Genomic DNA, 21,722 nt, shown 5'->3' with positions numbered 1-21,722 from the left:
CCGATGCCCGAGATCATCGCCGCGATCGACGAAGGCGCGGCCACCACGATCTTCACCACGCTCGCCGCCGGGCTGCCGCCCCAGTCGTCCTCCGGCAGCAGCTCGTTCGGCCCGTTCACGGCGGCGTACAGCGCCACCGCCACGCTGTCCTCCCCCGGCACCGTGGACCTGATCCCGCCAGGGACGATCCGCGTCGCCGACCTCCGGATGGACTGGCACCTGCACCTGTCGTTGTCGCTGGACATCGGCGACTTCCTGCCGGACATCCACATCCCGCAGGTGTGCGTGCACATCCCGTGCGTCGGGGACGTGTGCACCCCGAAGATCGACATCGTCTGGCCCACGGTCACCGTGCCGATCGACCTCTCCGACTACGTCAAGACCACGGTCGACCTCGGCATCGCCGTCACCCTGGTTGCCGGGACGTGGAAGGTCGAGGGCGTGGTGCAGGGGGTGCCCAACCTGCAGTTCGGCCTGACGACGGCCGCGATGCTCGCCGTGGTGGGTGCCGCGGTAGCAGCAGCCGTCGCGTGGGTGCCGCTGATCGGGCCGTTCCTCGCGGTGCTCGTCGCCGCGGTGGTCGCCGCCATCGGGGTCGCGGGGCTGACGGGCCTGCTGGGCCCGATCCTCACGCCGTTCATCAGCGGCACGCGGTTCCCGGTGTACGCGCAGCCGCAGCTGTTCACGGTCCTGCCGGCGGCCGGCGCCAACGACCCGGCGGTGACCATCACCCTCGACACGATCGCTGCCGAGGTCCAGCACAACCCGCCCGAGGACGAGCTGGTGCTCTCCGCGGACATCAGCGCGTGAGGAGGGCGAGATGATCACGGACCAGCTGGACAGCCGCGTGCTGCGGTTCACCGACAGCTACGCGCAACGGTTCATGAGGCCGGGCACGTACCGGTACGGGGTGGTCGCCGCTGGTGCGCACCCGGCGAAGGCGGCGCCCGTCGACGCGGTGCGGTCGTTGCACCGCGGTTCGGCGGCGGCGCCCTTCACGGTGCAGGTCGAGGAGGGCGAGGCCGGCGCGATGGCGCAGACGGTGCTCACGGTCCGCCGCGAGGGCACGCGCTTCGTCGTGGACCAGCCGACCGTCCGCATCCGGACCGGCGACATGGTCATGTGGCACGGCACCGACGCCTCGTGGCCGTTCGCGATCGCCGGCGAGAAGGAGTTCTTCGGCAGCGACCGGCTGGTGAACGAGTCGGGCTTCTCGCACGCGTTCACCGCCGCCGGTACGCACGAGTGGGGCGACGCCTACGGCTCCGGGCTGCGGGGGACGGTGCGGGTGCGTCAGCCGCGGCTCGGATCCGCCAAGGACGTGGAGGCGTGGCAGTCCCGGCTGTCGGCCGGCACGCTCGTCACCATCACCGATGCCGTGGCCGCACCGGCCGAGGTGGACCTCGTCGTCGGGCAGACGGTGTTCTTCGTGGTCACCCGTGGGCCCGGGGTGTCCGTGACGGACGTGGACCTGCTGCCGCCGGCGGGCAAGGGCGACGAGGACGACGAGTCCCGCATGGCTGCCGCGGCGTCCTGAGCGCCGCGGAGCACGGCGAGGGCGCCGGGGCGACGCGACCGCCCGGCGCCCTCGTCCGTGGGCCTGTCGGCGCTGACCACGGACGGGGAAGATCGACCGGGTGCCTGGAGTTGGCACGACCAGACGCCCACGGTCGACGGGAGGCCCCATGAGCACGGACCTGCAGCTGACCAGCGCGCCACCGCCCACGCCACGCGCGCCGCGGATGGACCGGGACCGCGCGTCGGCTGCCCTGCTCGTCGCCGCGACCGTCGCGGCGGTCGCGTGGGTCAACTCCCCGGTCGGGCACAGCTACGGCGCCTTCTGGGGAACCCCCGTGGGCCTGTCGCTCGGGTCGGCCTCGATCCAGCTCACCCTCCACTCGGTGGTGAACGACGCCCTGATGGCGGTCTTCTTCTTCGCCGTCGGCCTCGAGGTCAAGGACGAGGTCACCATCGGGCAGCTGTCGGAGCGTGCGCGCGCCGTCGTCCCCGCGGCGGCCGCGCTCGGCGGCCTCGCCGTACCGGCGCTGATCTTCCTGCTGGTGGCCGGCCGGTCGGGCGACGCCCACGCGTGGGGCGTGGTGATCTCCACCGACACGGCCTTCCTGATCGGCGCGCTGGCCCTGATCCGCCCCCGGCACCCCGCGCGGCTGCGGGTGTTCCTGCTGACCATGGCGGTGGTCGACGACGTGGGCGCGCTGACGGTGATCGCGCTCTTCTACACGGCCCACCTGCGGCTCGGTGCGCTGCTGGTCGCGGCCCTCACGGTCGGGCTCATCGCGCTGGTACGGTTCCTGCCGTCCGGCCGAGGGCCGGTCTACGGCGCGCTCGCCGTGGTGCTGTGGTTCGCGCTGCACGCGGCCGGGGTGCACCCGACGCTGACCGGCGTGGCGGTCGCGCTGCTCATCCCCGTGTTCGCGCCGCGACGGCGCGACGTGGAGAACGTCGAGGCCCTGACCCGCGCCTTCCGGCAGTCGCCGAACCCCCGCTACGCCGCCGCCGCGACCCGCGGCCTGCGGGAGTCGATCTCCATCAACGAACGGCTGCAGGTCGCCGTCGCACCCTTTGTGTCGTTCGTCGTCCTGCCCGTCTTCGCGCTGTCCAACGCCGGGGTGCCCCTGGACGCCGGGACGTTGCGCGGCGCGCTGCGCGCCCCGCTCTTCTGGGGCGTGGTGCTCGGCCTGGTGGTGGGCAAGCTGGTCGGCATCACCGGCGCGACCGCGCTGGTGGACCGCAGCAGCTGGGGCCGCCTTGCACCGGGCCTCCGCCTCCGCCGGGTGGCGGGCGGCGCGGCCCTCTCGGGCATCGGCTTCACCATCGCCCTGCTGATCGCCGACATCGCGATCCCGGACCCGGTCGCTGCCGCCCAGGCACGTGTCGGGGTGCTGGTGGCCTCCGTGCTCGCGGCCGGTCTCGGGTGGGCGCTGCTCGCCGTCGTCGACCGGTGGTCGCCGCCGGTGGCCGTGGGCAAGACGCTGCTGCGGCCGTTCGACGCCCAGCGCGACCACTACCGCGGCCGGCCCGACGCCCCGATGGTGATCGTCGAGTACGGCGACTTCGAGTGCCCCTTCTGCAGCCGGGCCACCGGCTCGGTGGACGAGGTGCTCGCCGAGCTCGGCGACGACGTTGTGTGGGTGTGGCGGCACCTGCCGCTCGTCCGGGTGCACCCCCATGCGCGCGAGGCGGCCGAGGCGGCGGAGGCAGCCGACCGCCAGGGTCGGTTCCTCGACCTCGCACAGGTGATGTTCGCCCGGCAGGACCACCTGGAGCGCGAGGACCTGCTCGCCTACGCCGACGAGCTCGGGATGGACGTCGACCGCTTCGCCCGGGACCTGGAGGACGGCGACGTGTCCCGACGCGTCCAGGACGACGTGGACGACGCCGACCTGATGGACCTGCTGTCCACCCCGACGTTCTTCGTCAACGGCAAGCGGCACGTCGGCCCCTACGACGCGGCGAGCCTGGTCACGGCGCTCCGCGCCCCGCTCCACGAGACGGGCACGACCGCACCGGTCGCAGGCTGACGGTCAGCCGCCCAGCCGCACGGCGAGGATCCCGGCCAGCACCAGGACGGCGCCGCCGAGCCGGGGCGCCGTCAGGGGTCGCCGCATCGCGCCCAGGGCGCCGCTGTGGTCGACGACGAGCCCGGCGACGATCTGACCCAGGAGCACGACGCTGACGGTCAGCGACGTCCCGAGCAGGGGTGCGTCGAGGGCGTTGACGGCGACGAAGGTCGCACCGAGCAGCCCGCCGCTCCAGCCCCACCACGGCGGACGGGCCCACGCGCCGGCCCCGACCAGGCGGCCCCGCGCCGCCAGCACGGCGTTCAGCACGACGAGCGCGACGGCGCCGACCAGGAACGACGCGAGGGACGCGCCGATCGACGAGCCGAGCGCCTTCCCCAGCTCACCGTTCACGGTGGTCTGGACCGCGCTCAGGCCCCCCGCGAGCACCGCCGCCACGGCGAGCAGCGGCAGGGCGCGCGACGCGGCGGCGCCCGGCCCGGACGCTGCGCCGGTCCGCGGGCCCGGGCGGCGGCTCAGGTTGACCAGCACCGCCCCGACGACCACCAGCAGCGTGCCGAGCACCCGCCAGACCGTCAGCGTCCTGACCGCGACGCCGAACGCGCCCGTCAGGTCGATCAGCAGCCCGCCGAGCACCTGACCGAGCACCGGCAGCACCACGGTCACCGAGGCGCCGAGCCGGCGCATCAGCACCATGTTCAGCGTGAGGAACACGACGCCGCACAGGCCACCGATCCAGATCCACCACGGCCGGTGCGCCAGCGTCGCACCCACGGCGAGGGACGGCCGCAGCACCAGGACCACGACGGCGAGGAAGACGGTCCCGATGCCGAAGGACACCAGCGACGCCAGGAACGTCGAGCGCAGCGACGCCGACAGCCGGGTGTTGACCGCCGTCTGAACGGGCAGCAGCGCCCCGGCGGCCACGCCGAGCAGCGCAGCGAGCAGCATGTCCCACTCCCCTCGTCCGACCAGGCCGGCCGGCGGGGTGCGACAGGGTGCCGTCCGCCGGAGTCGTCAGCGCGGACCGTCCCGCCGGGAGAGGGTAACCGACACCTGCGACGCCGCCCGCGAGGCGGCGCCCGGTTGCGCCGGCCTCAGTGGTGCCGGAGCGCGTCGACCAGCTGGGCCTTCCGCATGTGGGACCTGCCCGCGATGCCGATCTGCGCGGCCCTCTTGCGCAGCTCGTCCACCGACCACTCCTCGTACTGCTCGCTGCGGCCGCCCTTGCGGCCGACCGCGGAACGGGAGGTGGCGGCCGCCGCGTTCGCGATCCGCGCGCTCTTCTCCTTCGAGCTGCCCTCGTCGCGGAGCTTCTCGTACAGCTCCTTGTCCTTCACGCTGGGTCCGGGGTGGCGTCCAGGCATGGTGGCCGTCCTCTCCTCCGGCAGCGCACCCGGCGGGTGCGCGTGCGCACCGATGCGCTCGGCCGAGCGCTCCTCCACTGTCACGCGGTGGTCCGGCGACCGCATCCGGTCGCCGCCCCGCCCCCGCGTCAGTGCAGCTCGACGCGTAGCGCCTCCGCCGCCGCGCGCGCCCGCTCGCGCGCCTGCGCCACGTCGGTGCCGCGCGCCAGCGCGACCGCGACGCGCCGGTGCCCGTGCACCACCGGCTTGCCGAACAGGCGCACCTGGGCCGTCGGCACCCGCAGCGCCTCGTCGACACCCGTGAACACCGGGACGCCGTCGCCCGACGCCAGGACAGCGCAGGAGGCGGCTGCCGCTTGGTCGGAACCGGCCCCCAGGCGCAGCGGCTCGGGCGCGGGCAGACCGAGCACCGCACGTGCGTGCAGGCCGAACTCCGACACGTCCTGCGACACCAAGGTGACCAACCCGGTGTCGTGCGGGCGCGGGGACACCTCGGAGAAGAGCACGCGGTCGCCGACGACGAACAGCTCGACACCGAACAGGCCGAAGCCACCGAGCGCCCCCGTGACCTGCTCGGCGATGCGCCGCGCCTCCGCCAGCACCTGGGGGTCCAGGGCCGCCGGCTGCCACGACTCGCGGTAGTCGCCGTCGACCTGGGTGTGCCCGACCGGGTCGCAGAACGTCACGCCGTCGACGTGCCGCACGGTGAGCAGCGTGATCTCGGTGTCGAACGGCACGAAGCCCTCGACGATCACCCGGACCGGCGCGTCGTCGTCTGCCGCAGCGGCGCGTCCTCCGGTCCGCGCGACCCGCCAGGCCTCCTCGAGCGCGTCGGGGGACCGCACCAGCGACTGCCCGTGCCCGGACGACGACATCACCGGCTTGACCACCACGGGCAGCCCCAGCTCCCCGGCCGCCGCGCGCAACCCCTCCAGCGAGTCGGTGAACCGGTACGGGGAGGTCGGCAGGCCGAGCTCCTCGGCGGCGAGGCGCCGGATGCCCTCACGGTCCATCGTCAGCCGGGTCGCCCGCGCCGTCGGCACCACGCGCACCCCGGTCGCCTCGACCTCGGCGAGCACGGCCGTGGCGATCGCCTCGATCTCGGGCACGACGACGTGGGGTCGCTCGACGGCCAGCACCGCTCGCAGCGCCTCGGGGTCGAGCATGTCGACGACGTGCGACCGTGCGGCGACCGCCATCGCGGGGGCCGCGGCGTAGCGGTCGACGGCGACCACCTCGACGCCGAGTCGCACCAGCTCGATCGCCACCTCCTTGCCGAGCTCGCCGGACCCCAGCAGCAGCACCCGGGTGGCCGTCGACGTCCCCGGCGTCCCGAGGGTGCCGGGACGCAGCCCGGTCAGGCGTTCTCCGGGGGCGGGCGCGGCGTCGGACGGGCTCGAGGCGGGGGTCATGGTGCGATCCTCCCGCGGACGGCAGCGCATCCGTGCGACACGGCGCCGTAACATGTGCCCGCTAAGTTCCGCCCCGGGCGCCGACCGAGTTCCGGTGCCTGATCCTGCCGACTCCCGCCAGCGCCCTGCCGACGGGATGCGAGCCGCCTGGAGGCCTTCCGTGCGTACTACGCCCCTCGCCCTCGTCGCCGTCGCCGCGGTGACCCTCAGCCTGACCGCCTGCGGGGGTGGCAGCGGTACGCCGGCCGCCTCCTCCTCGGGCTCGGCCGCCGGAGCGAGCGCCGCGGCGACCTTCGACCCGTCGTCGGTGAAGAAGGACGACACGCTGGCGGCGCTGCTGCCGGACAAGGTGAAGAGCGCGGGCACGCTGACGGTCGGTGCGGACACCTCGTACGCCCCCGCGGAGTACATCGCCGAGGACGGCAAGACGCCTGTCGGCTACGACGTCGACCTCGCCAAGGCGATCGGCGCGGTGCTCGGCCTGAAGACGACCGTGCAGTCGGCCGACTTCACCGGCATCATCCCGGCGATCGGCTCGAAGTACGACGTCGGCATCTCGTCGTTCACCATCAACGCGGACCGCGAGAAGCAGGCGAACATGATCGCCTACTTCCAGGCCGGCGAGGCATACGCGGTGCAGAAGGGCAACCCGAACAAGGTCGACCCGACCAACCTGTGCGGCCTGACGGTCGGCATCCAGACGGGCACGGTCGAGGACGACGAGTTCAACGCCGTGATCGACAAGTGCAAGGCGGACGGCAAGAAGGCGCCGAACCCGCTGAAGTACGCCAAGCAGAGCGACGTCACAACCGCGCTGGTGGGCGGCAAGGCCGACCTGATGTACGCGGACTCGCCGATCATCGCGTACGCGATCGCGCAGACCAACGGCCAGCTCGAGCAGCTCGGCGACGTGTTCTCGAGCGCGCCGCAGGGCATCGTCGTGTCCAAGGACGACACGGCCCTGACCACCGCGATCCAGAAGGCCGTGCAGAAGCTGATCGACGACGGCACCTACGGCAAGATCCTCACCGCCTGGGGCAACCAGGCCGGCGCGGTGAAGACGGCCGAGCTCAACCCGACCGTCAGCTGAGACCGCGACGGTGAGCAGCCCCACGGGGTCCGACGCGACCACCCCCGGCCGGGAGCCCGAGCGCATCCACGCGGTGCCCGTGCGCTACCCCGGCCGGTGGGTGGCCGCCGTCGTCGTCGCGGTGATCGCCGCGATGGCGGTGCACGGACTGATCACCAACCCCCGGTTCGCGTGGCCGACGGTCGGCAAGTACCTGTTCGCCACCCCGGTGCTGCAGGGCGTGCTGTGGACGCTCGCGCTGACCGTCGGGTCGATGGTGATCGCCGTCGTCCTCGCGGTGCTGCTCGCCGTGATGCGGGGCTCGGACAACCCGGTGACCCGCGCCGTCTCGTGGTTCTACATCTGGGTGTTCCGCGGGACCCCGATCTATACCCAGCTGGTCTTCTGGGGCCTGATCTCGGTGCTCTACCCGAAGATCTCGCTCGGGGTGCCGTTCGGCCCCGAGTGGTTGAGCTTCACCACCAAGGACGTCATCACGGCCTTCCGAGGTGCGCTGCTCGGCCTGGCCCTGAACGAGGCGGCGTACCTCGCGGAGATCGTCCGCGCCGGCCTGCAGAGCGTCGACCGCGGTCAGCACGAGGCCGCACGGGCGCTCGGTATGAAGGAGGGCACCATCCTGCGCCGGGTGGTGCTGCCCCAGGCGATGCGCGTGATCGTGCCGCCGACGGGCAACGAGACGATCTCCATGCTCAAGACGACGTCGCTGGTGCTGGCGGTGCCGTTCACGCTCGACCTGAACTACGCGACGAGCGCCGTCGGCAACCGGATCTTCCAGCCGGTGCCGCTGCTGATCGTCGCGGCGTTCTGGTACCTGCTGGTCACCAGCGTCCTGATGGTGGGTCAGTACTACCTGGAGCGGTACTACGGCCGCGGCTTCGACGTGCACAAGGTGAACGCCGGCCCGCAGGGACCGCGCCGCGGTCGGGCCGCACGGCAGGCGGCCATCAACGCCGCGCACACGACGCCGGAGCCGACCCCGCTGGACGAGATGGGCGGCGGCCTGCACACCACCGGGGGTGTCCAGTGAGCACGACGACCGACGCCACGGTGCCGATGGTCGAGCTGCGCGGCGTGCACAAGTGGTTCGGCGACGCGCACGTGCTGCGCGGCATCGACCTCGTGGTGCCCAAGGGCACCGTCTGCGTGGTGCTCGGGCCGTCCGGATCCGGCAAGTCGACGGCGCTGCGGTGCATCAACCAGCTCGAGGAGATCGGCGCCGGCCGGGTGATCCTCAACGGTGAGCTGATGGGCTACCGCGAGGGCGTGCGGGGCGGCCGGCCGACGCTGTACCGGCTGCACCCCAAGGCGATCGCGCACCAGCGTGCCGAGGTCGGCATGGTGTTCCAGCGGTTCAACCTGTTCCCGCACATGACGGCGCTCGGCAACGTCGTCGAGGCGCAGGTGCAGGTCCTCCGGCGCAGCAAGGACGAGGCGCGCACGCGGGCGGTGGACCTGCTGCGTCGGGTCGGCCTCGACGACCGGATGGAGCACTACCCGGCACAGCTGTCCGGTGGCCAGCAGCAGCGCGTGGCGATCGCGCGGGCGCTGGCGATGGACCCCGAGCTGATGCTCTTCGACGAGCCGACGTCGGCCCTGGACCCCGAGCTGGTCGGCGAGGTGCTCGCCGTGATGCGTGACCTCGCCGGGTCGGGCATGACGATGATCGTCGTGACGCACGAGATCGGGTTCGCCCGCGAGGTCGCCGACCAGGTGGTGTTCATGGCCGACGGCGTCGTCGTCGAGCAGGGCACGCCCGACGAGGTGCTGGGCGCCCCCCGCGAGGCGCGGACGCGCGACTTCCTCTCGCGCGTGCTCTGAGCCCCTCTGCCGGCAGCTCTGATCAGCCGACGGGTCGGCGTCCCAGCCGGTGCCGGACCCGCGGCCAGCGTGCGAGGAACTCGGCCGCAGCGCGGTCGACCGCCGCGTCCTCCACCGCCAGGAGGCGTCCGAGCGCGAAGCCCGCGGCGCCGTCGGCGGCGTGCGCGGCGTCCTGGAGCACCTGCGCCGCGACCACGCCGTCGTGCAGCTCGCCGAGCAGGTCCGTCACGCCGGACAGCTCCTCGGCGCACCGCCGCGCGCGCTCGCCGAGGCTCGGCGCGGTGGCCTGCGCTCCGTAGCGAGCACGTTTGGCCAGGATCCGGGCCCGGTGCCACGCCGGGTCGTGCGGGTCCGGGTGCTCCTTCCGCAGGGTCCGCACGGCGTGTCGCAGACGCGTCCAGTCGTGCACCACCAGTGCGGGCAGGACGTCCGCGGCCTCGTCGTCGGCCGCGTCCACGAGGAGGGGGCGGCCGGCCGCCTCGACGAGGTCGACCAGCAGCTGCAGGTAGCGGTCGCTGCGCAGCTCCTCCAGCGCAGCCCGGCGCGCCTCGAGCAGACGCGGTCGCAGCAGCGCGTCGAGCGCGGGGAGCGCACGCACGCGATCCTCGGCGGCGAGCGTCCGGACGTCCCGCTCCAGACGGTCGTACAGGACCTCCGTGTCGCGGACGGCTCCGAGGGCGTCGGCCGCCACGGCCAGCTCGTCGCGCAGGTCCGTCGCCCAGGCCTTCTCGCACACCGGGGTGAACGTCCGCAGCGCGCTGCGGAGGGTCCGTGCCGCCACCCGGAGCTGGTGCACCGCGTCGGGCCGGTCCCGACGGACCCCCACGTCCGCCGCGAGGAAGGCCCGTACATGCAGGGCGATCGCGAACCGCAGCACCTCACCAGCCGTGCTGTGGCGGCCGGGACGGCGCGGGACCACGACCTCGGGCAGGTGGGCTGTCGGCACGCCGCCCGGCCGGACGTCGTCGGGCTCGACGTCGCCGGCGACCGCCTGGACCGCGTCGACCAGGCGCGTGACCGCCCGCTCCGCGTCCGCCGCCGGACCGAACGCCGTGATCCGCACCCGCCGCTGGCGGTCGGTGCCACGCGCCCGCACCTCCGCCACGATGCGGTCGTCGTGGACCGCCGCGAGCTCCGCCCCGGCCGGGTCCAGCAGGTGCACGGAGGTACGGGTCGTGCGCAGCCGTGCGACGGGCCGGACCTCGGCCCCTCGCACCAGAGCCGTCACCAGGTCGAGCAGGTCCACCGGCGCATGCTCACCGGAGTCGCCGTCCACCAGCTCGTGGACGACGACGTCCAGGGCCGTCCCGTCCAGCCCGGCACCGTCGCCGAGCGGCAGGGTGAGCCGCCATCCTGCATCCGGGCCGTCCAGCCGGACCCGCAGCTCGGCGCCCCAACGAGCCAGGCGCAGGTCGGCGGTGTCGTGCTGCAGCTGACGGAACGTCACGGCGTCGTCGCGCACCTCCTGGACCGCGCCCGGGACCAGCTCGGCGAGGTGCGGCAGGTCGACGTCGTCCGTCAGCACCAGCTCCCGGGTCACGGTCGGTTCCCGGACCATGCCAGCCTTGGCGGTGGGCCGGTCGGCGGCGGACCGGTCGGCGGCCGGCCGGTCCGCTGCGCGGCGCTCGGCGTTCACGGCACCAGCACCGCCGCGCCGGCGTACCGGTCGGCCGCGAGATCGGCCAGCACGTCGGCCGCCTCGTCCATGGGTCGCACCGTGGTGCGAGGCCGGATGCGGAGGGCGTGCGCCAGACGCAGCAGCTCCTCGCCGTCGGCCCGGGTGTTCGCCGTGACGGAACGGACCTCCTTCTCGTAGAACAGCTCGCGCTCGTACACCAGGCCGGGGACGTCGCTCAGATGGATGCCCGCGAGCACCAGCACGCCGCCGCGGTCGAGCGCCCGGAGCGCGGGCGGGACGAGCGTGCCGACCGGGGCGAACAGGATCGCCGCGTCCAGCGGCACGGGAGCAGCGTCGGCGGCGCCCTGCACCGAGGTCGCGCCGAGCTGCCGCGCGAGCTCGCGGTCCGGTTCCGACCTCGTCATCACGTGGACCTCGGCGCCCTGTGCGAGGGCCAGCTGCGCGACCAGGTGCGCCGAGGCGCCGAACCCGTAGAGGCCCAGGCGTCCGCCGGGTGGCAGCGTGGCGCGGCGCAGGGCGCGGTAGCCGACGATCCCGGAGCAGAGCAGCGGCGCGAGGTCCGGTGCGGGCACGTCCCGCGGGAGCCGGTAGGCGAAGTCCTCGCCGACCAGGGCGTGCGAGGCGAACCCGCCGTCGGCGTCCCAGCCGGTGAAGCGTGCGTCCGGGCAGAGGTTCTCGCGGCCGGACCGGCACCAGCGGCACCGGCCGCACGTGGCCCGCAACCACGCGATGCCCACGCGGTCGCCGACGGCGAACCGACGGGTACCGGGACCGAGGGCGTCGACGACACCGACCACCTCGTGGCCGGGGACCGTCCTCGGCCGGCGCGGCGCCAGATCGCCCTCGGCGAGGTGCAGGTCGGTCCGGCACACGCCGCAGGCCTCGACCCGGACCCGCAGCTGCCCGTCGCCGGGCTCCGGGTCCGGCACGGTCGCACGCACCAGGGGTCCGGACGACATCGGGCCTGGTCGCTGCACCACCCACGCCTGCACGTCGCGCCTCCGCTCCCAGTGCCGACGCTCCGAGCCTGCCCCCGTCCGCCACGCGTCGCCAGACCGGCGGACAGGATCTCGGGCGCGCTCACCGGGGGCAGCGCGCGGATCGGCGGGGGGTGGCGCACGACGCCGCGGGCGGCGCCGAGTTCGTTCCTCGACGCCGCCCGCGGCGGTGCCATGCGATCCGGCCGGGAGCCGGCGGCGGTGCTACGGCGCTGCGACCAGCGCGGACACGTACGACGGGCCGGCCGGCACACCCCAGCCGGTGGTCAGGTCGTACCCGGGCGTCGTCGCGTAGCCCGGCACCGGGCCAGGCGTGATGACCCCGTCGGCGCCGATGTCCCACACCCGGTTCGAGTCCAGGACACCGCTCGGGGTGGTCCCGTAGGTGTGCGCGACCACGTCGGCGAAGGCCGTGGCCCGCGGGAAGGACGTCGCATAGATCACGGGGTTGAGGTTGCCCAGCGGCGCCTTGTTCGCCGCGATGCGCTGCTGGTTGGCGAGGGCCGTCAGTGCCGCCGCCTGCGGCGACGACGCCGAGGTGCCGCCGTACACGTGCCAGCCGACGCGGTTCACGCCCGGGAAGAAGGACGTGTAGACCAGCACACCGCCGTTGACGGACGAGTTCCAGGCGAGGTCCGGCACACCGCGATGGGTGCCGACGACGCCCGCGACCCCGGCCTGGTAGTCCGGCCGCGCGTACACCGTCGACAGACCCCCGCCCGTGATCATGCCGGTCGCGCTCTCGTTGTCGACGGGCTCGGTGCTGCCGCCGGTGGTCCAGCCGAAGTACGCGGGGTTCTGGCTGCCGTCGGCCAGGTACGGCACGTCGGTCGTGGGGTTCCACGTCCACCCGTTCTGCAGCTGCGTGCCGCCGACCGAGGTGACGTACGGGGAGACGTTGGGGTACGAGACCTGCGGGTCGGGGCTCGTGGCGGTCTGCCGGTGCGCCCGTGTGTAGCCGACCGAGCCGCCGTCACCCGCCGACGCGAAGAACGAGTCGCCCTTGGCCTCACCGCGCGCGAACGTCGCGTCGAACCGGGCGAACTGCGTCTGGGCGGCGGCCGGGCTGCCGAAGGCGGACTCGTCGGTGCCGAACGACATCGAGAAGACCGTGCCGGCCGGGAAGCGGTCGACCGCGGCGTCGATCGCCTTCATCAGGTTCGGCAGGCCGGGCACGCCCTGCGTCTCCGCCGGCGGCGTCGCCAGGAGCACGATGTTCGCCGCCGGCGCCAGTGCGTACGCCCACTCGATGTCGAGGGTGGCCTCACCGGCCCAGCCGGATGCCGCGGCCGGGCCCGACTGCGAGTTGCCGTTGCCGTTCACCGTCGTGGTCGGGAACCCCGGCTGGCCCTGCGGGAACCACTGCTCGAACTTCGGCGTCGGACCGCCGAACGTGGAGGCGAAGGTGGTCAGGTCCTGCTGCGCGGTGGGGCTGCCGTAGGCGTCCACCAGGACGATCGTCTGGCCGGCGCCCTCGGTGCTCGATGCCGTCAGCGGCGGGAGCCCGTGCGCCGCTCGGACCTGGTCCGGTGTGTTGCAGTGGTAGTAGGCGTACTTCTTGACGGGTGCCGGCGAGACGCAGGCCGGCGGGGTGCCGGCAGCGGTCGCCGCGTCCGGCGTGTCCGGCGCCTCGACGGCGAACGGTGCGACCGCCGGTCCGGCGACGGCGGCCAGCCCGGCGGCCGGAACCGCGGCGCCTGCGGTTGCCAGGCCCAGGAGGGTTGCTGTGGATGAGGCCAAGAGTCTGCGCACGACTTCTCCCCGATCAGAGTCGACACGGACCCGTCCCACCATCGGGACGAGAAATGGGTACATCCGAACCCCGGCGGCGCGCGTGCGCAAGAGCAGGGCAGACCGGATCTGGGGCCGTCCGGCGTGGGCGCGGGCGCGGGTCAGGACGGACGGCCCGGCGGCACCAACCAGCTCACCGAGCGCGCGACGTCACCCGCCTTCAGCCACTCGTGCCGCTCGGAACGGGGGTTCGCCTCGTCGTCACGCCAGGCGACCATCACGTGCGTCGCCGTCCATCGGACCGCGCGCGCCGGGCGCCACTCCTCGGCACCGTCCGACCACACGATCCGCACGATCACCGGCACGTTCCCCTGCGGCCGCACGGGGACGGCGGTCGGCAGGTCACGGTTGGCGACCAGGCGTGCCGGCAGCTGCTGCGGCGCCCGCGAGGCGGTGAGGTTCCGCGGCGAGCCGGACACGGGTGCGTGGCGCGCCTCCGGATCCGTCATGCCGTCAGCGTACCCGAACAGGTGTTCGAACGAGGCCTCGCGTGGCGTCCATGCCTCGGGACGTCACCGTGCGGTCCGGGGCTCCCCTCCACCGGCGGCTTAAGGTGCAGGTGAGATGACCACGACGACGGCCACCCACAGCTCCGACGAGCCGACGGCCTCCCCCGCGCCAGGGCGGCGGACGCCTCGAGCGCCGGACCTCTCGCACGTCGCGGTGATGGGCATCGTCAACCGCACGCCTGACTCCTTCTACGACCGCGGCCGGACGTTCGCCCTGGAGGCCGCCGTGGAGGCGGCGCTGCGGGCGGTGGCCGAGGGCGCGGCGTGGGTGGACGTCGGTGGTGTCCCGTTCTCGCCGGACACCCCTGCCGTGGGCGTCACGGAGGAGCTCGACCGCGTCGTGCCCGTCGTCGCCGCGATCCGTGCGGTGTCCGACGTGGTGATCTCCGTCGACACCACCCAGGCCGAGGTCGCCGCCGCCTCGATCGAGGCCGGTGCCGACGTGGTCAACGACACCAACGGCCTGCGGGACGACGCGATGCTCGACGTCGTGGCCCGCACCGGTGCGACCGTCGTCGTCGCGCACTCGCTGGCCGCGCCCCACGTGCACCTGCCACGTCCGCAGTACGCGGACGTGGTGGCCGAGGTGGCTGCCTTCCTGCAGGAGCGCGTCGCGCACGCCGTGGCGCACGGCGTGGCACGGGACCGGATCGTCGTCGACCCCGGGCACGACCTGAACAAGAACACGAGCCACTCCCTGGAGCTGACCCGGCGGCTGGACGAGATCACGGCGATCGGCCCGACGCTCGTCGCGCTGTCCCGCAAGGACTTCGTCGGGGAGACGCTCGGTCGCCCGGCCGACGAGCGTCTGGCCGGGTCGCTCGCCGTCGCCGCCTGGTGCGTCGAGCACGGTGCGCGGGTGGTGCGGGCGCACGACGTGCGTGCCACCGTCGACGCGGTGCGCATGGTCGAGGCGGTGCTCGGCCGACGGGAGCCGGTGGAGCACCGGCACAACCGCTGAGGTGCGCGCATGCTGAACCGTGACGACGTCCTCGACCGCTACGCCGTCGCGGACCGTACCCGGCCGCACCTGCGGATGAACTTCATCGCGAGCCTCGACGGGTCGGCGACCCAGGGCGGTCTGTCCGGCGGGTTGAACAACGCCGACGACAAGCTCGTGTTCGACACGCTGCGGATGCTGTCCGACGTGATCCTGCTCGGCGCCGGCACGCTGCGCGACGAGGGCTACGGCGCGATGCGCCTCGAGGACGAGGCCGTCCGCTGGCGGGAGCAGCACGGCCTGACCCCGCACCCGACGTTCGCCCTGGTCAGCTCGCGACTCGGTCTGCCGCCCACCCACCCGGTGTTCACCGACGCGCCGGTGCGCCCGCTCGTGCTGACCCACGACGCCGCGCCGCCGGACGCGCGCGACGAGCTGGCGTCCGTCGCCGACGTGGTGCTGGTCGGCTCCGGCGCGGTCGACCCCTGGCTGCTGCGCGGGGCGCTCGAGCAGCGCGGGCTGCTGCAGGTGCTCTGCGAGGGTGGCCCGCACCTGTTCGGCACCTTCCTGGCGGCGGATGCCGTCGACGAGCTGTGCCTCACCCTCAGCCCCGTCCTGGAGGGCGGGCACGCCGGCCGCATCGCGGTGGGCCCCGAGGAGACACCGCGCCGCATGCACCTGGCGAGCGTCCTCCAGGCCGACGACATGCTGCTTCTGCGCTACCTGCGGGACCCCGCGACGGACGCCGCAGGGAGCCGGGACGCCACCGGCCGATGACCGACGCCGACGTGGCACCCGTGCCCGTCAGGCAGGGGCGTCCGTCGGCGGCCGGGCGCGGCGCGTCTCGGGCATGACGAGGCCGGCCACCAGCGCCAGGGCGGAGACGCCGGCCGTGGCGAGGAACGCGACCCGGAACGAGGCGGCGTCCGCCAGCGCCCCGGCCGCGAGAGGTCCGACGAAAGCCCCGGCGTCCGAGGCCATCTGGAACGCGGCGACCGGCGTACCGCCCCGACCGCCGATCACGTCGCCCACCACGGCGGCGGTCGACACGCCCAGCATCGCCGACCCCGCGCCGTACAGGGCCATCCCGGCCAGGAACAGCGGCGCGCCACCGGCGAACGCCATCGCCACCCCGGCAGCCAGCGCGAGCGCGGCACCGGCGCGCAGGAAGGGCCGGCGCCCTCCGCTGTCGACCAGGCGACCGGCCGGCACCAGGACGATCGCCTGCACCACCGCCGACACCACCAGGCCGGCGCCGGTCCAGGAGGCACCGAGCCGCAGCCCTTCGACGACGAACACCGGGACCAGCGACGCCCGCACACCGAAGACGGCCCAGCCGACGGCGAAGTTGTTCACGACCGCGGCCCGGTAGGCCGAGCTGCGCAGCGCGGTGCCGAGACCGGTGGGCACGTGCTCCGCCGTTCCCGCGGCTGCCTCGTGCGCACGCAACGGGGTGCGCGCCAGGAAGACGGTGGCCACTCCCCCGGCGATCAGCAGGGTCCCGGCGTAGACGAAGAAGGGCGCACGCAGCGACCAGGCGGTCAGCGGGCCGCCGAAGGCGGGACCGGCGATGCCGCCGAGCAGGAACCCCGTCTGGTAGACGCCGGTGGCGCGGCCCCGCTGGTCCGGGGCGACCACCCGCAGCAGGAGCGCGAAGGACGAGACGGTGAACATGGCGGAGCCGAAGCCGCCGACCCCGCGCAGCACCAGCAGCTGCAGGTAGCTGCCCGAGAGCCCCGCCAGCAGGCTCGAGACGCCCACGATGCCGATGCCGGCCGCCAGCACCGACCGTTCCCCGAGGTGGTCCACCAGCCTGCCGGCGGCCGGGGCGGACACGAAGCGCACCAGGGCGAACACCGAGACCACGGCACCGGCGGCGGCGTTGCTGACCCCGAACCCCTTGGCGAACAACGGGATGGCGGGCGCGACGATCCCGAAGCCGAGGGCGACCGAGAACGCGACCGCCGTCAGCACGGCGACCTCCGCCGGGAGGGCCCGGAACGGGTGCGGGATGCTGCGCCGGGCGACCACCGGGACGGCGGCGGGCCGCGGCGCGCGCGGCTGGCTGTCGGTGATGGTGGGCTCCCCTGCTGACGGAACGGCGGCCGTGGGACGGTGTGCGGGCGGGTGCGGCGCCCATCATGCCGCCAGCCGCCGACGCAGACGGACGCGGGACGGTTGCCTGCTGCGCCGCCACGGGCGACCCTTGCGGCGGGACACCCGTCGATCATCCGGGAGCGATGTGGACGCCGACGCCGTCGTCGTGGGGGCCGGGCTCGCCGGGCTCGTGGCCGCCGCCGAGCTGGCCGATGCCGGCAGGCGCGTGCTGGTGCTGGACCAGGAGCCGGAGCAGTCGCTGGGTGGTCAGGCGTTCTGGTCGCTCGGCGGGCTGTTCCTGGTGGACACCCCGGAGCAGCGTCGGATGGGCGTGCGGGACCGGCTGGAGCTGGCCCGGCAGGACTGGTTCGGCTCCGCCGGGTTCGACCGTCCCGAGGACCACTGGCCCCGCCGGTGGGCGGAGGCCTACCTGCAGTTCGCCGCCGGGGAGCAGAGGGCGTGGCTGCGGGCGATGGGCGTGCGGTTCTTCCCGGTGGTGGGCTGGGCGGAACGAGGCGACGGCCGGGCCGAGGGCCACGGCAACTCCGTCCCGCGGTTCCACATCACCTGGGGCACGGGCCCGAGCGTGCTGGACCCGTTCGAGAGGCGGGTGCGCGAGCACGTCGCGGCCGGACGGGTGGAGCTGCGCTTCCGGCACCGGGTCGACGCCCTGGTGACGCACGACGGCGCGGTGACGGGGGTGAGCGGTGCGGTCCTCGAGGCGTCGTCCGTCGGCCGTGGCAGGCCGTCGTCCCGCGTCGAGGTCGGTGGCTTCTCGTACGAGGCGCAGGTGGTGGTGGTCGCCTCCGGCGGCATCGGCGGCAACCTCGACCTGGTGCGCCGGATGTGGCCGGAGCGCCTCGGCGCACCGCCGCGCGAGCTGGTCGCGGGCGTGCCGGCGCACGTCGACGGGCGGATGCTGCAGATCGGTGCGGCCGTCGGCGCCGCCGTGATCAACGCCGATCGCATGTGGCACTACACCGAGGGTCTGCACAACTGGGACCCCGTCTGGGCCGACCACGGCATCCGCATCCTGCCCGGGCCGTCGTCCCTCTGGCTCGACGCCGAGGGCAACCGGCTGCCGGCGCCGTGCTTCCCCGGCTTCGACACCCTGAGCACGCTCCGGCACCTGCGGAGCAGGGGCCACGACCACTCGTGGTTCGTCCTCACGCGGAAGATCATCGAGAAGGAGCTCGCCCTCTCCGGCTCCGAGCAGAACCCGGACCTGACCGGCAAGGACCTGCCCCTGCTGCTGTCCCGCGTGCGGCGCGGCACGCCCGGTCCGGTCGAGGCGTTCCTGCGGCACGGCGAGGACTTCGTCGTGGCCGACACGCTGCCGCGGCTCGTGGCGGGGATGAACCGGCTCGTCGGCGCGCCGCTGATCGACCTCGACCGCCTGCAGGCCCTGGTCGAGGCGCGCGACCGCGAGCTGGACAACCCGTTCTCCAAGGACGCGCAGGTCACGGCGATCCGCGCCGCGCGGCGCTACCGCGGCGACCGGCTGATCCGCGTCGCCGCCCCGCACCGGCTGCTCGACCCGGCCGCCGGCCCCCTGATCGCCGTCCGGCTGAGCGTCCTGACGCGCAAGACCCTCGGCGGGCTGCACACCGACCTGAGCGGACGGGTCCTCGACGGCGGCGGCGTCCCGATCCCGGGTCTCTACGCCGCAGGCGAGGTCAGCGGCTTCGGCGGCGGCGGGATGCACGGCTACAACGCGCTCGAGGGCACGTTCCTGGGCGGCTGCCTGTTCTCGGGCCGGACGGCGGGACGGTCCGCGGCGGCGGAGATCGGCTAGGAGCGCCTGACGACACGGCTCGGCTGCGGACCCGCGGCCGCAGCCGGGACCGTCAGGCCGCGCGGCGCACCGGTCGGGCGCCCGTCCACGCGGCCACCGCCACGCCGGCGACGACCAGCGCGTCGCCCACGCTGAACGTGTTCGCCAGCGGGAGCGGGACCGGCCAGGCGAAGACGTCGCCGAGCCACGGCAGCACGGGGTGGTCCACCACGGCGCTGTTGGCGAAGGCCAGGTGCGGGTCTATGCCGGCGGCGGAAGTCGCCCAGCGTGACGCCGGCAGGACGCCCCCGTTCAGAGCGATCGTCAGGCCGTTCGACGCCGCGCCCAGGCCGACGAGCACGGCCCCCGGCAGCCGTCGGTTCAGCCACAGGAAGCCGAGCGCGAGCACGTACGTCAGCACGTGCGCGACGGGGGCGAGCCCGTGCGGCAGACGGACCTCGACGACGACGACCTGCACGGCGAGGGTCGCCCAGATCAGCAGCGGGGCGCGCCACCGGTGCAGCAGGAGGCCGGCGGGCCAGCGGCCGACCACGAGAGGCGTCGCGAGCGCGAGGAGGCACGCGGCGAGCACGAGCATCGCTCAGAGACCTCGGGCACCGACGGTGACGGAGTGGCCGCCCTGCCGCTCCAGCTGCTCGGCCAGCCGTCCCGGCGTGGTGGGACGACCGAGGTGGAAGCCCTGCCCGATGACCTCACCGATCTCTCTCAGCGCTGCGGCGGTCGGCTCGTCCTCCACGCCTTCCGCCACCACGCGCAGGCCGAGCGCCAGCGCGAGGGCGATGGTGGACCGCACGATGATCAGGTCCTGGGTGTCGGTGGCGATGTCGCTGACGAACGACCGGTCCACCTTGAGCTCGTCCACCTCCAGCCGCTTGAGGTAGCTGAGCGACGCGTTCCCGGTGCCGTAGTCGTCCACGGCGATCCCGACCCCGAGTGCGCGCAGGGCGCTGATCACCAGGTCGGCGCGCGCGGGGTCGGAGAGGATGCCGGTCTCCGTCACCTCCAGGACGAGCGCCGTCGCCGGCATCTGGTGCCTCGCGAGCGTCGCGGCGATCCGGGGCGGCAGCGAGAGGTCGGACAGGTGCCGGGCGGAGAGGTTGACCGCGACGCGGACGTCGTGGCCGGCCGCACGCCACCGCGCCAGGTCCGCCAGCGCCGTCTCCAGCACGAACTCCGTCAGAGCCGTGATCAGGCCCGAGCTCTCCGCGAGGGGGACGAAGTCGTCCGGGGCCACCGGACCGCGGACCGGGTGCTCCCAGCGGACCAGTGCCTCGACGCCCACGATCCGGGAGTCGGCGAGGTCCACCTGCGGCTGGTAGTCGACGAACAGGTCACCCGCCTCGAGCGCGGCGCGCAGGTCGGCGAGCAGGTGGAGCCGTTCGAGGGTGTTGATGTCGAACTCGGGCGCGTAGGTGCTGATGCGGTCCCGCTCGAGCTTGGCGTAGTACAGCGCGATGTCCGCGCGCTTCATCAGCTCCTGCGGGTCGGTGCCGTGCTCGGGAGCGACCGCGACGCCGGCGCTCGCGCGGATCAGCAGGTCGAGGCCCTCCACCCGGATCGGGTCGTCGAGCGAACGCAGCAGCACCCGGGCGACGTGCTGCGCGTCCGCGAGGTTGCCCGCGACCACCACCGCGAACTCGTCGCCGCCGAGCCGGTGCACCGCGACGTCCTCCGGCAGGTCGGACACCAGCCGGCGCGCGACCTGCCGCAGCAGCTGGTCGCCGACCGGGTGGCCCAGGGTGTCGTTGATGTCCTTGAAGTGATCCAGGTCCACGAGCACCAGACCGGGCCCGTTCCCGTCGGTCCGCGCAGCGGCCGTGAAGCCCTCGTCGAGCGACCGCCGCAGCTGGTCGCGGTTGGCCAGACCGGTCAGCGAGTCGTGCGAGGCCAGGTGCGCGTGCCGAGCGGCGGCCCCCGCGAGCAGGTGCGCCGCCACGACGAACGGCACGAGGAGCACCAGCACGCCCGCTCCGTCCGCGGCGAGCACGCCGGCCAGGCAGCCGACGGAGATGAGCACCAGGTTGGTGACGGCGTGGGCGACGCCGTCCTCGGTCACCACCGCGATGAAGGGCTGGCGCGTCGCCAGGGACACGACGCCGGCGACCAGGACGCGGTTGACGGTGATCATCACCAGACCCGCGACGAGCAGCGGGACCACGTCCCGCACCTCGACCAGCTTCGGTCCGCCCAGGAACGGCGCGTGCGTCAGCCAGCAGAAGACCGCACGGGCGGTCAGCACGCTCAGCGCGTACTGGGCCGTGTTGAACAGGGACTTGCGTGCCTCGCGACGGTGCAGCAGGTCGTCGAGCAGGCTGGCGACCGCCTGCACGATGACCGCGACGGCGACGCCGCCGATCGCGGTCAGGGCCAGGATGAACGGCGCCGACGTCGACAGGGTGCCGGCGTCGTCCTCCCCCGAGAGCCGGATCGGCCGCACCTCGCCGGCCAGCGCGGCCACGGCCAGCACGACGCTGGGCCAGACGAGGATCCGCGAGACGGTGCCCGGCCAGGAGCTCGCCACCACGGTGACCACCAGGCCGACCAGGCCCAGGCTCGTCACCGCCGTGACGTAGACGCCGAGCGGCGTCGGTGGTGCCAGGCGCTTGCGCCCGGCACCACCGACGCCCGGAGGAGCTGCTACCACTTGTACCCGGCGCCGACCAGCACTGCCACGGCGACGAGCGTGCCTGCGCTCGCGGCGATGCGGACGACGGTGCTGTTCTG

Annotated in this window: 19 protein-coding genes; 9 read left to right on the top strand and 10 right to left on the bottom strand. The window is 74.1% G+C overall.

Features of this window, described 5'->3' with window-relative positions:
- Positions 1–3: 3 nt before the first annotated feature.
- The 3 genes from QMF98_RS08490 to nhaA all read left to right on the top strand — a co-directional run bounded on the left by QMF98_RS08490 (position 4) and on the right by nhaA (position 3,542).
- The gene (locus QMF98_RS08490) at positions 4–810 is read left to right on the top strand and encodes a hypothetical protein (protein WP_337972671.1); all 807 of its coding nucleotides are present in this window, start codon (positions 4–6) and stop codon (positions 808–810) included.
- 10 nt (positions 811–820) lie between these two features.
- On the top strand, positions 821–1,537 hold the full coding sequence (locus QMF98_RS08485) for a cupredoxin domain-containing protein (protein WP_337972670.1): 717 nt from the start codon (positions 821–823) through the stop codon (positions 1,535–1,537).
- A gap of 148 nt (positions 1,538–1,685) precedes the next feature.
- Positions 1,686–3,542 carry a Na+/H+ antiporter NhaA gene (gene nhaA / locus QMF98_RS08480; protein WP_337975523.1) on the top strand — a complete coding sequence of 619 codons (1,857 nt, stop codon included), beginning with the start codon at positions 1,686–1,688 and terminating at the stop codon, positions 3,540–3,542.
- A 3-nt stretch (positions 3,543–3,545) separates the two neighbouring features.
- Here the strand turns inward: nhaA and QMF98_RS08475 are convergent, their stop codons facing one another.
- The 3 genes from QMF98_RS08475 to purT all read right to left on the bottom strand — a co-directional run bounded on the left by QMF98_RS08475 (position 3,546) and on the right by purT (position 6,321).
- Positions 3,546–4,493: a DMT family transporter gene (locus QMF98_RS08475; RefSeq protein WP_337975522.1), complete on the bottom strand. Its 948-nt coding sequence runs from the start codon at positions 4,491–4,493 to the stop codon at positions 3,546–3,548.
- A 146-nt stretch (positions 4,494–4,639) separates the two neighbouring features.
- The gene (locus tag QMF98_RS08470) at positions 4,640–4,909 is read right to left on the bottom strand and encodes a DUF7218 family protein (RefSeq protein ID WP_337975584.1); all 270 of its coding nucleotides are present in this window, start codon (positions 4,907–4,909) and stop codon (positions 4,640–4,642) included.
- 128 nt (positions 4,910–5,037) lie between these two features.
- A complete protein-coding gene (purT, locus tag QMF98_RS08465; protein WP_337975521.1) occupies positions 5,038–6,321 on the bottom strand; it encodes a formate-dependent phosphoribosylglycinamide formyltransferase in 1,284 nt (427 codons plus the stop codon).
- A 160-nt stretch (positions 6,322–6,481) separates the two neighbouring features.
- Here purT and QMF98_RS08460 point away from each other — a divergent pair, with 160 nt between their 5' ends.
- From QMF98_RS08460 to QMF98_RS08450, 3 genes are read left to right on the top strand one after another with little or no spacing between them, the layout of a single operon-like run.
- Positions 6,482–7,411, top strand: coding sequence for an ABC transporter substrate-binding protein (locus QMF98_RS08460; RefSeq protein ID WP_263730623.1), 930 nt, complete (start codon positions 6,482–6,484; stop codon positions 7,409–7,411).
- Positions 7,412–7,421: 10 nt separating this feature from the next.
- On the top strand, positions 7,422–8,438 hold the full coding sequence (locus QMF98_RS08455) for an amino acid ABC transporter permease (RefSeq protein WP_337975520.1): 1,017 nt from the start codon (positions 7,422–7,424) through the stop codon (positions 8,436–8,438).
- 26 nt (positions 8,439–8,464) lie between these two features.
- The gene (locus QMF98_RS08450; RefSeq protein ID WP_337975583.1) at positions 8,465–9,229 is read left to right on the top strand and encodes an amino acid ABC transporter ATP-binding protein; all 765 of its coding nucleotides are present in this window, start codon (positions 8,465–8,467) and stop codon (positions 9,227–9,229) included.
- Between the two features lie 22 nt (positions 9,230–9,251).
- Here the strand turns inward: QMF98_RS08450 and QMF98_RS08445 are convergent, their stop codons facing one another.
- From QMF98_RS08445 to QMF98_RS08430, 4 genes are all read right to left on the bottom strand, one after another.
- Complete coding sequence (locus QMF98_RS08445) at positions 9,252–10,865, bottom strand: CYTH and CHAD domain-containing protein (RefSeq protein ID WP_337975519.1); 1,614 nt, start codon at positions 10,863–10,865, stop codon at positions 9,252–9,254.
- Positions 10,862–11,845, bottom strand: a complete 984-nt coding sequence (locus tag QMF98_RS08440; protein WP_348773405.1) for a zinc-dependent alcohol dehydrogenase family protein — start codon at positions 11,843–11,845, stop codon at positions 10,862–10,864. Before QMF98_RS08440 ends, QMF98_RS08445 begins: the two co-directional genes overlap by 4 nt.
- Before the next feature lie 225 nt (positions 11,846–12,070).
- Complete coding sequence (locus QMF98_RS08435; RefSeq protein WP_337975517.1) at positions 12,071–13,618, bottom strand: S53 family peptidase; 1,548 nt, start codon at positions 13,616–13,618, stop codon at positions 12,071–12,073.
- A gap of 140 nt (positions 13,619–13,758) precedes the next feature.
- Positions 13,759–14,106: a hypothetical protein gene (locus tag QMF98_RS08430; protein ID WP_337975516.1), complete on the bottom strand. Its 348-nt coding sequence runs from the start codon at positions 14,104–14,106 to the stop codon at positions 13,759–13,761.
- A 115-nt stretch (positions 14,107–14,221) separates the two neighbouring features.
- On the opposite strand from QMF98_RS08430, the gene folP reads away from it, so the two are divergent.
- Together folP and QMF98_RS08420 are read left to right on the top strand one after the other, a co-directional pair.
- Positions 14,222–15,127: a dihydropteroate synthase gene (folP, locus tag QMF98_RS08425; RefSeq protein ID WP_348773403.1), complete on the top strand. Its 906-nt coding sequence runs from the start codon at positions 14,222–14,224 to the stop codon at positions 15,125–15,127.
- A gap of 9 nt (positions 15,128–15,136) precedes the next feature.
- Positions 15,137–15,883 (top strand): pyrimidine reductase family protein, encoded by a 747-nt coding sequence (locus tag QMF98_RS08420; RefSeq protein ID WP_337975515.1) that lies wholly within the window; start codon positions 15,137–15,139, stop codon positions 15,881–15,883.
- A 27-nt stretch (positions 15,884–15,910) separates the two neighbouring features.
- On the opposite strand, the gene QMF98_RS08415 is transcribed toward QMF98_RS08420, so the two are convergent.
- Positions 15,911–17,080 (bottom strand): MFS transporter, encoded by a 1,170-nt coding sequence (locus QMF98_RS08415; protein WP_337975514.1) that lies wholly within the window; start codon positions 17,078–17,080, stop codon positions 15,911–15,913.
- A gap of 268 nt (positions 17,081–17,348) precedes the next feature.
- Between QMF98_RS08415 and QMF98_RS08410 the strand changes: the two genes are divergently transcribed.
- On the top strand, positions 17,349–18,998 hold the full coding sequence (locus tag QMF98_RS08410; protein WP_337975513.1) for an FAD-binding dehydrogenase: 1,650 nt from the start codon (positions 17,349–17,351) through the stop codon (positions 18,996–18,998).
- Positions 18,999–19,050: 52 nt separating this feature from the next.
- Here the strand turns inward: QMF98_RS08410 and QMF98_RS08405 are convergent, their stop codons facing one another.
- Complete coding sequence (locus QMF98_RS08405; protein ID WP_337975512.1) at positions 19,051–19,575, bottom strand: DUF5317 family protein; 525 nt, start codon at positions 19,573–19,575, stop codon at positions 19,051–19,053.
- 3 nt (positions 19,576–19,578) lie between these two features.
- Complete coding sequence (locus QMF98_RS08400; RefSeq protein WP_337975511.1) at positions 19,579–21,558, bottom strand: putative bifunctional diguanylate cyclase/phosphodiesterase; 1,980 nt, start codon at positions 21,556–21,558, stop codon at positions 19,579–19,581.
- Positions 21,559–21,722: the final 164 nt, after the last annotated feature.

It is taken from the genome of Cellulomonas sp. NTE-D12 (assembly GCF_027923705.1).
Classification (GTDB): Bacteria; Actinomycetota; Actinomycetes; order Actinomycetales; family Cellulomonadaceae; genus Cellulomonas.
Note: the sequence above shows the minus strand (reverse complement) of the source record. Positions and strands in the feature narration are given on the sequence as shown.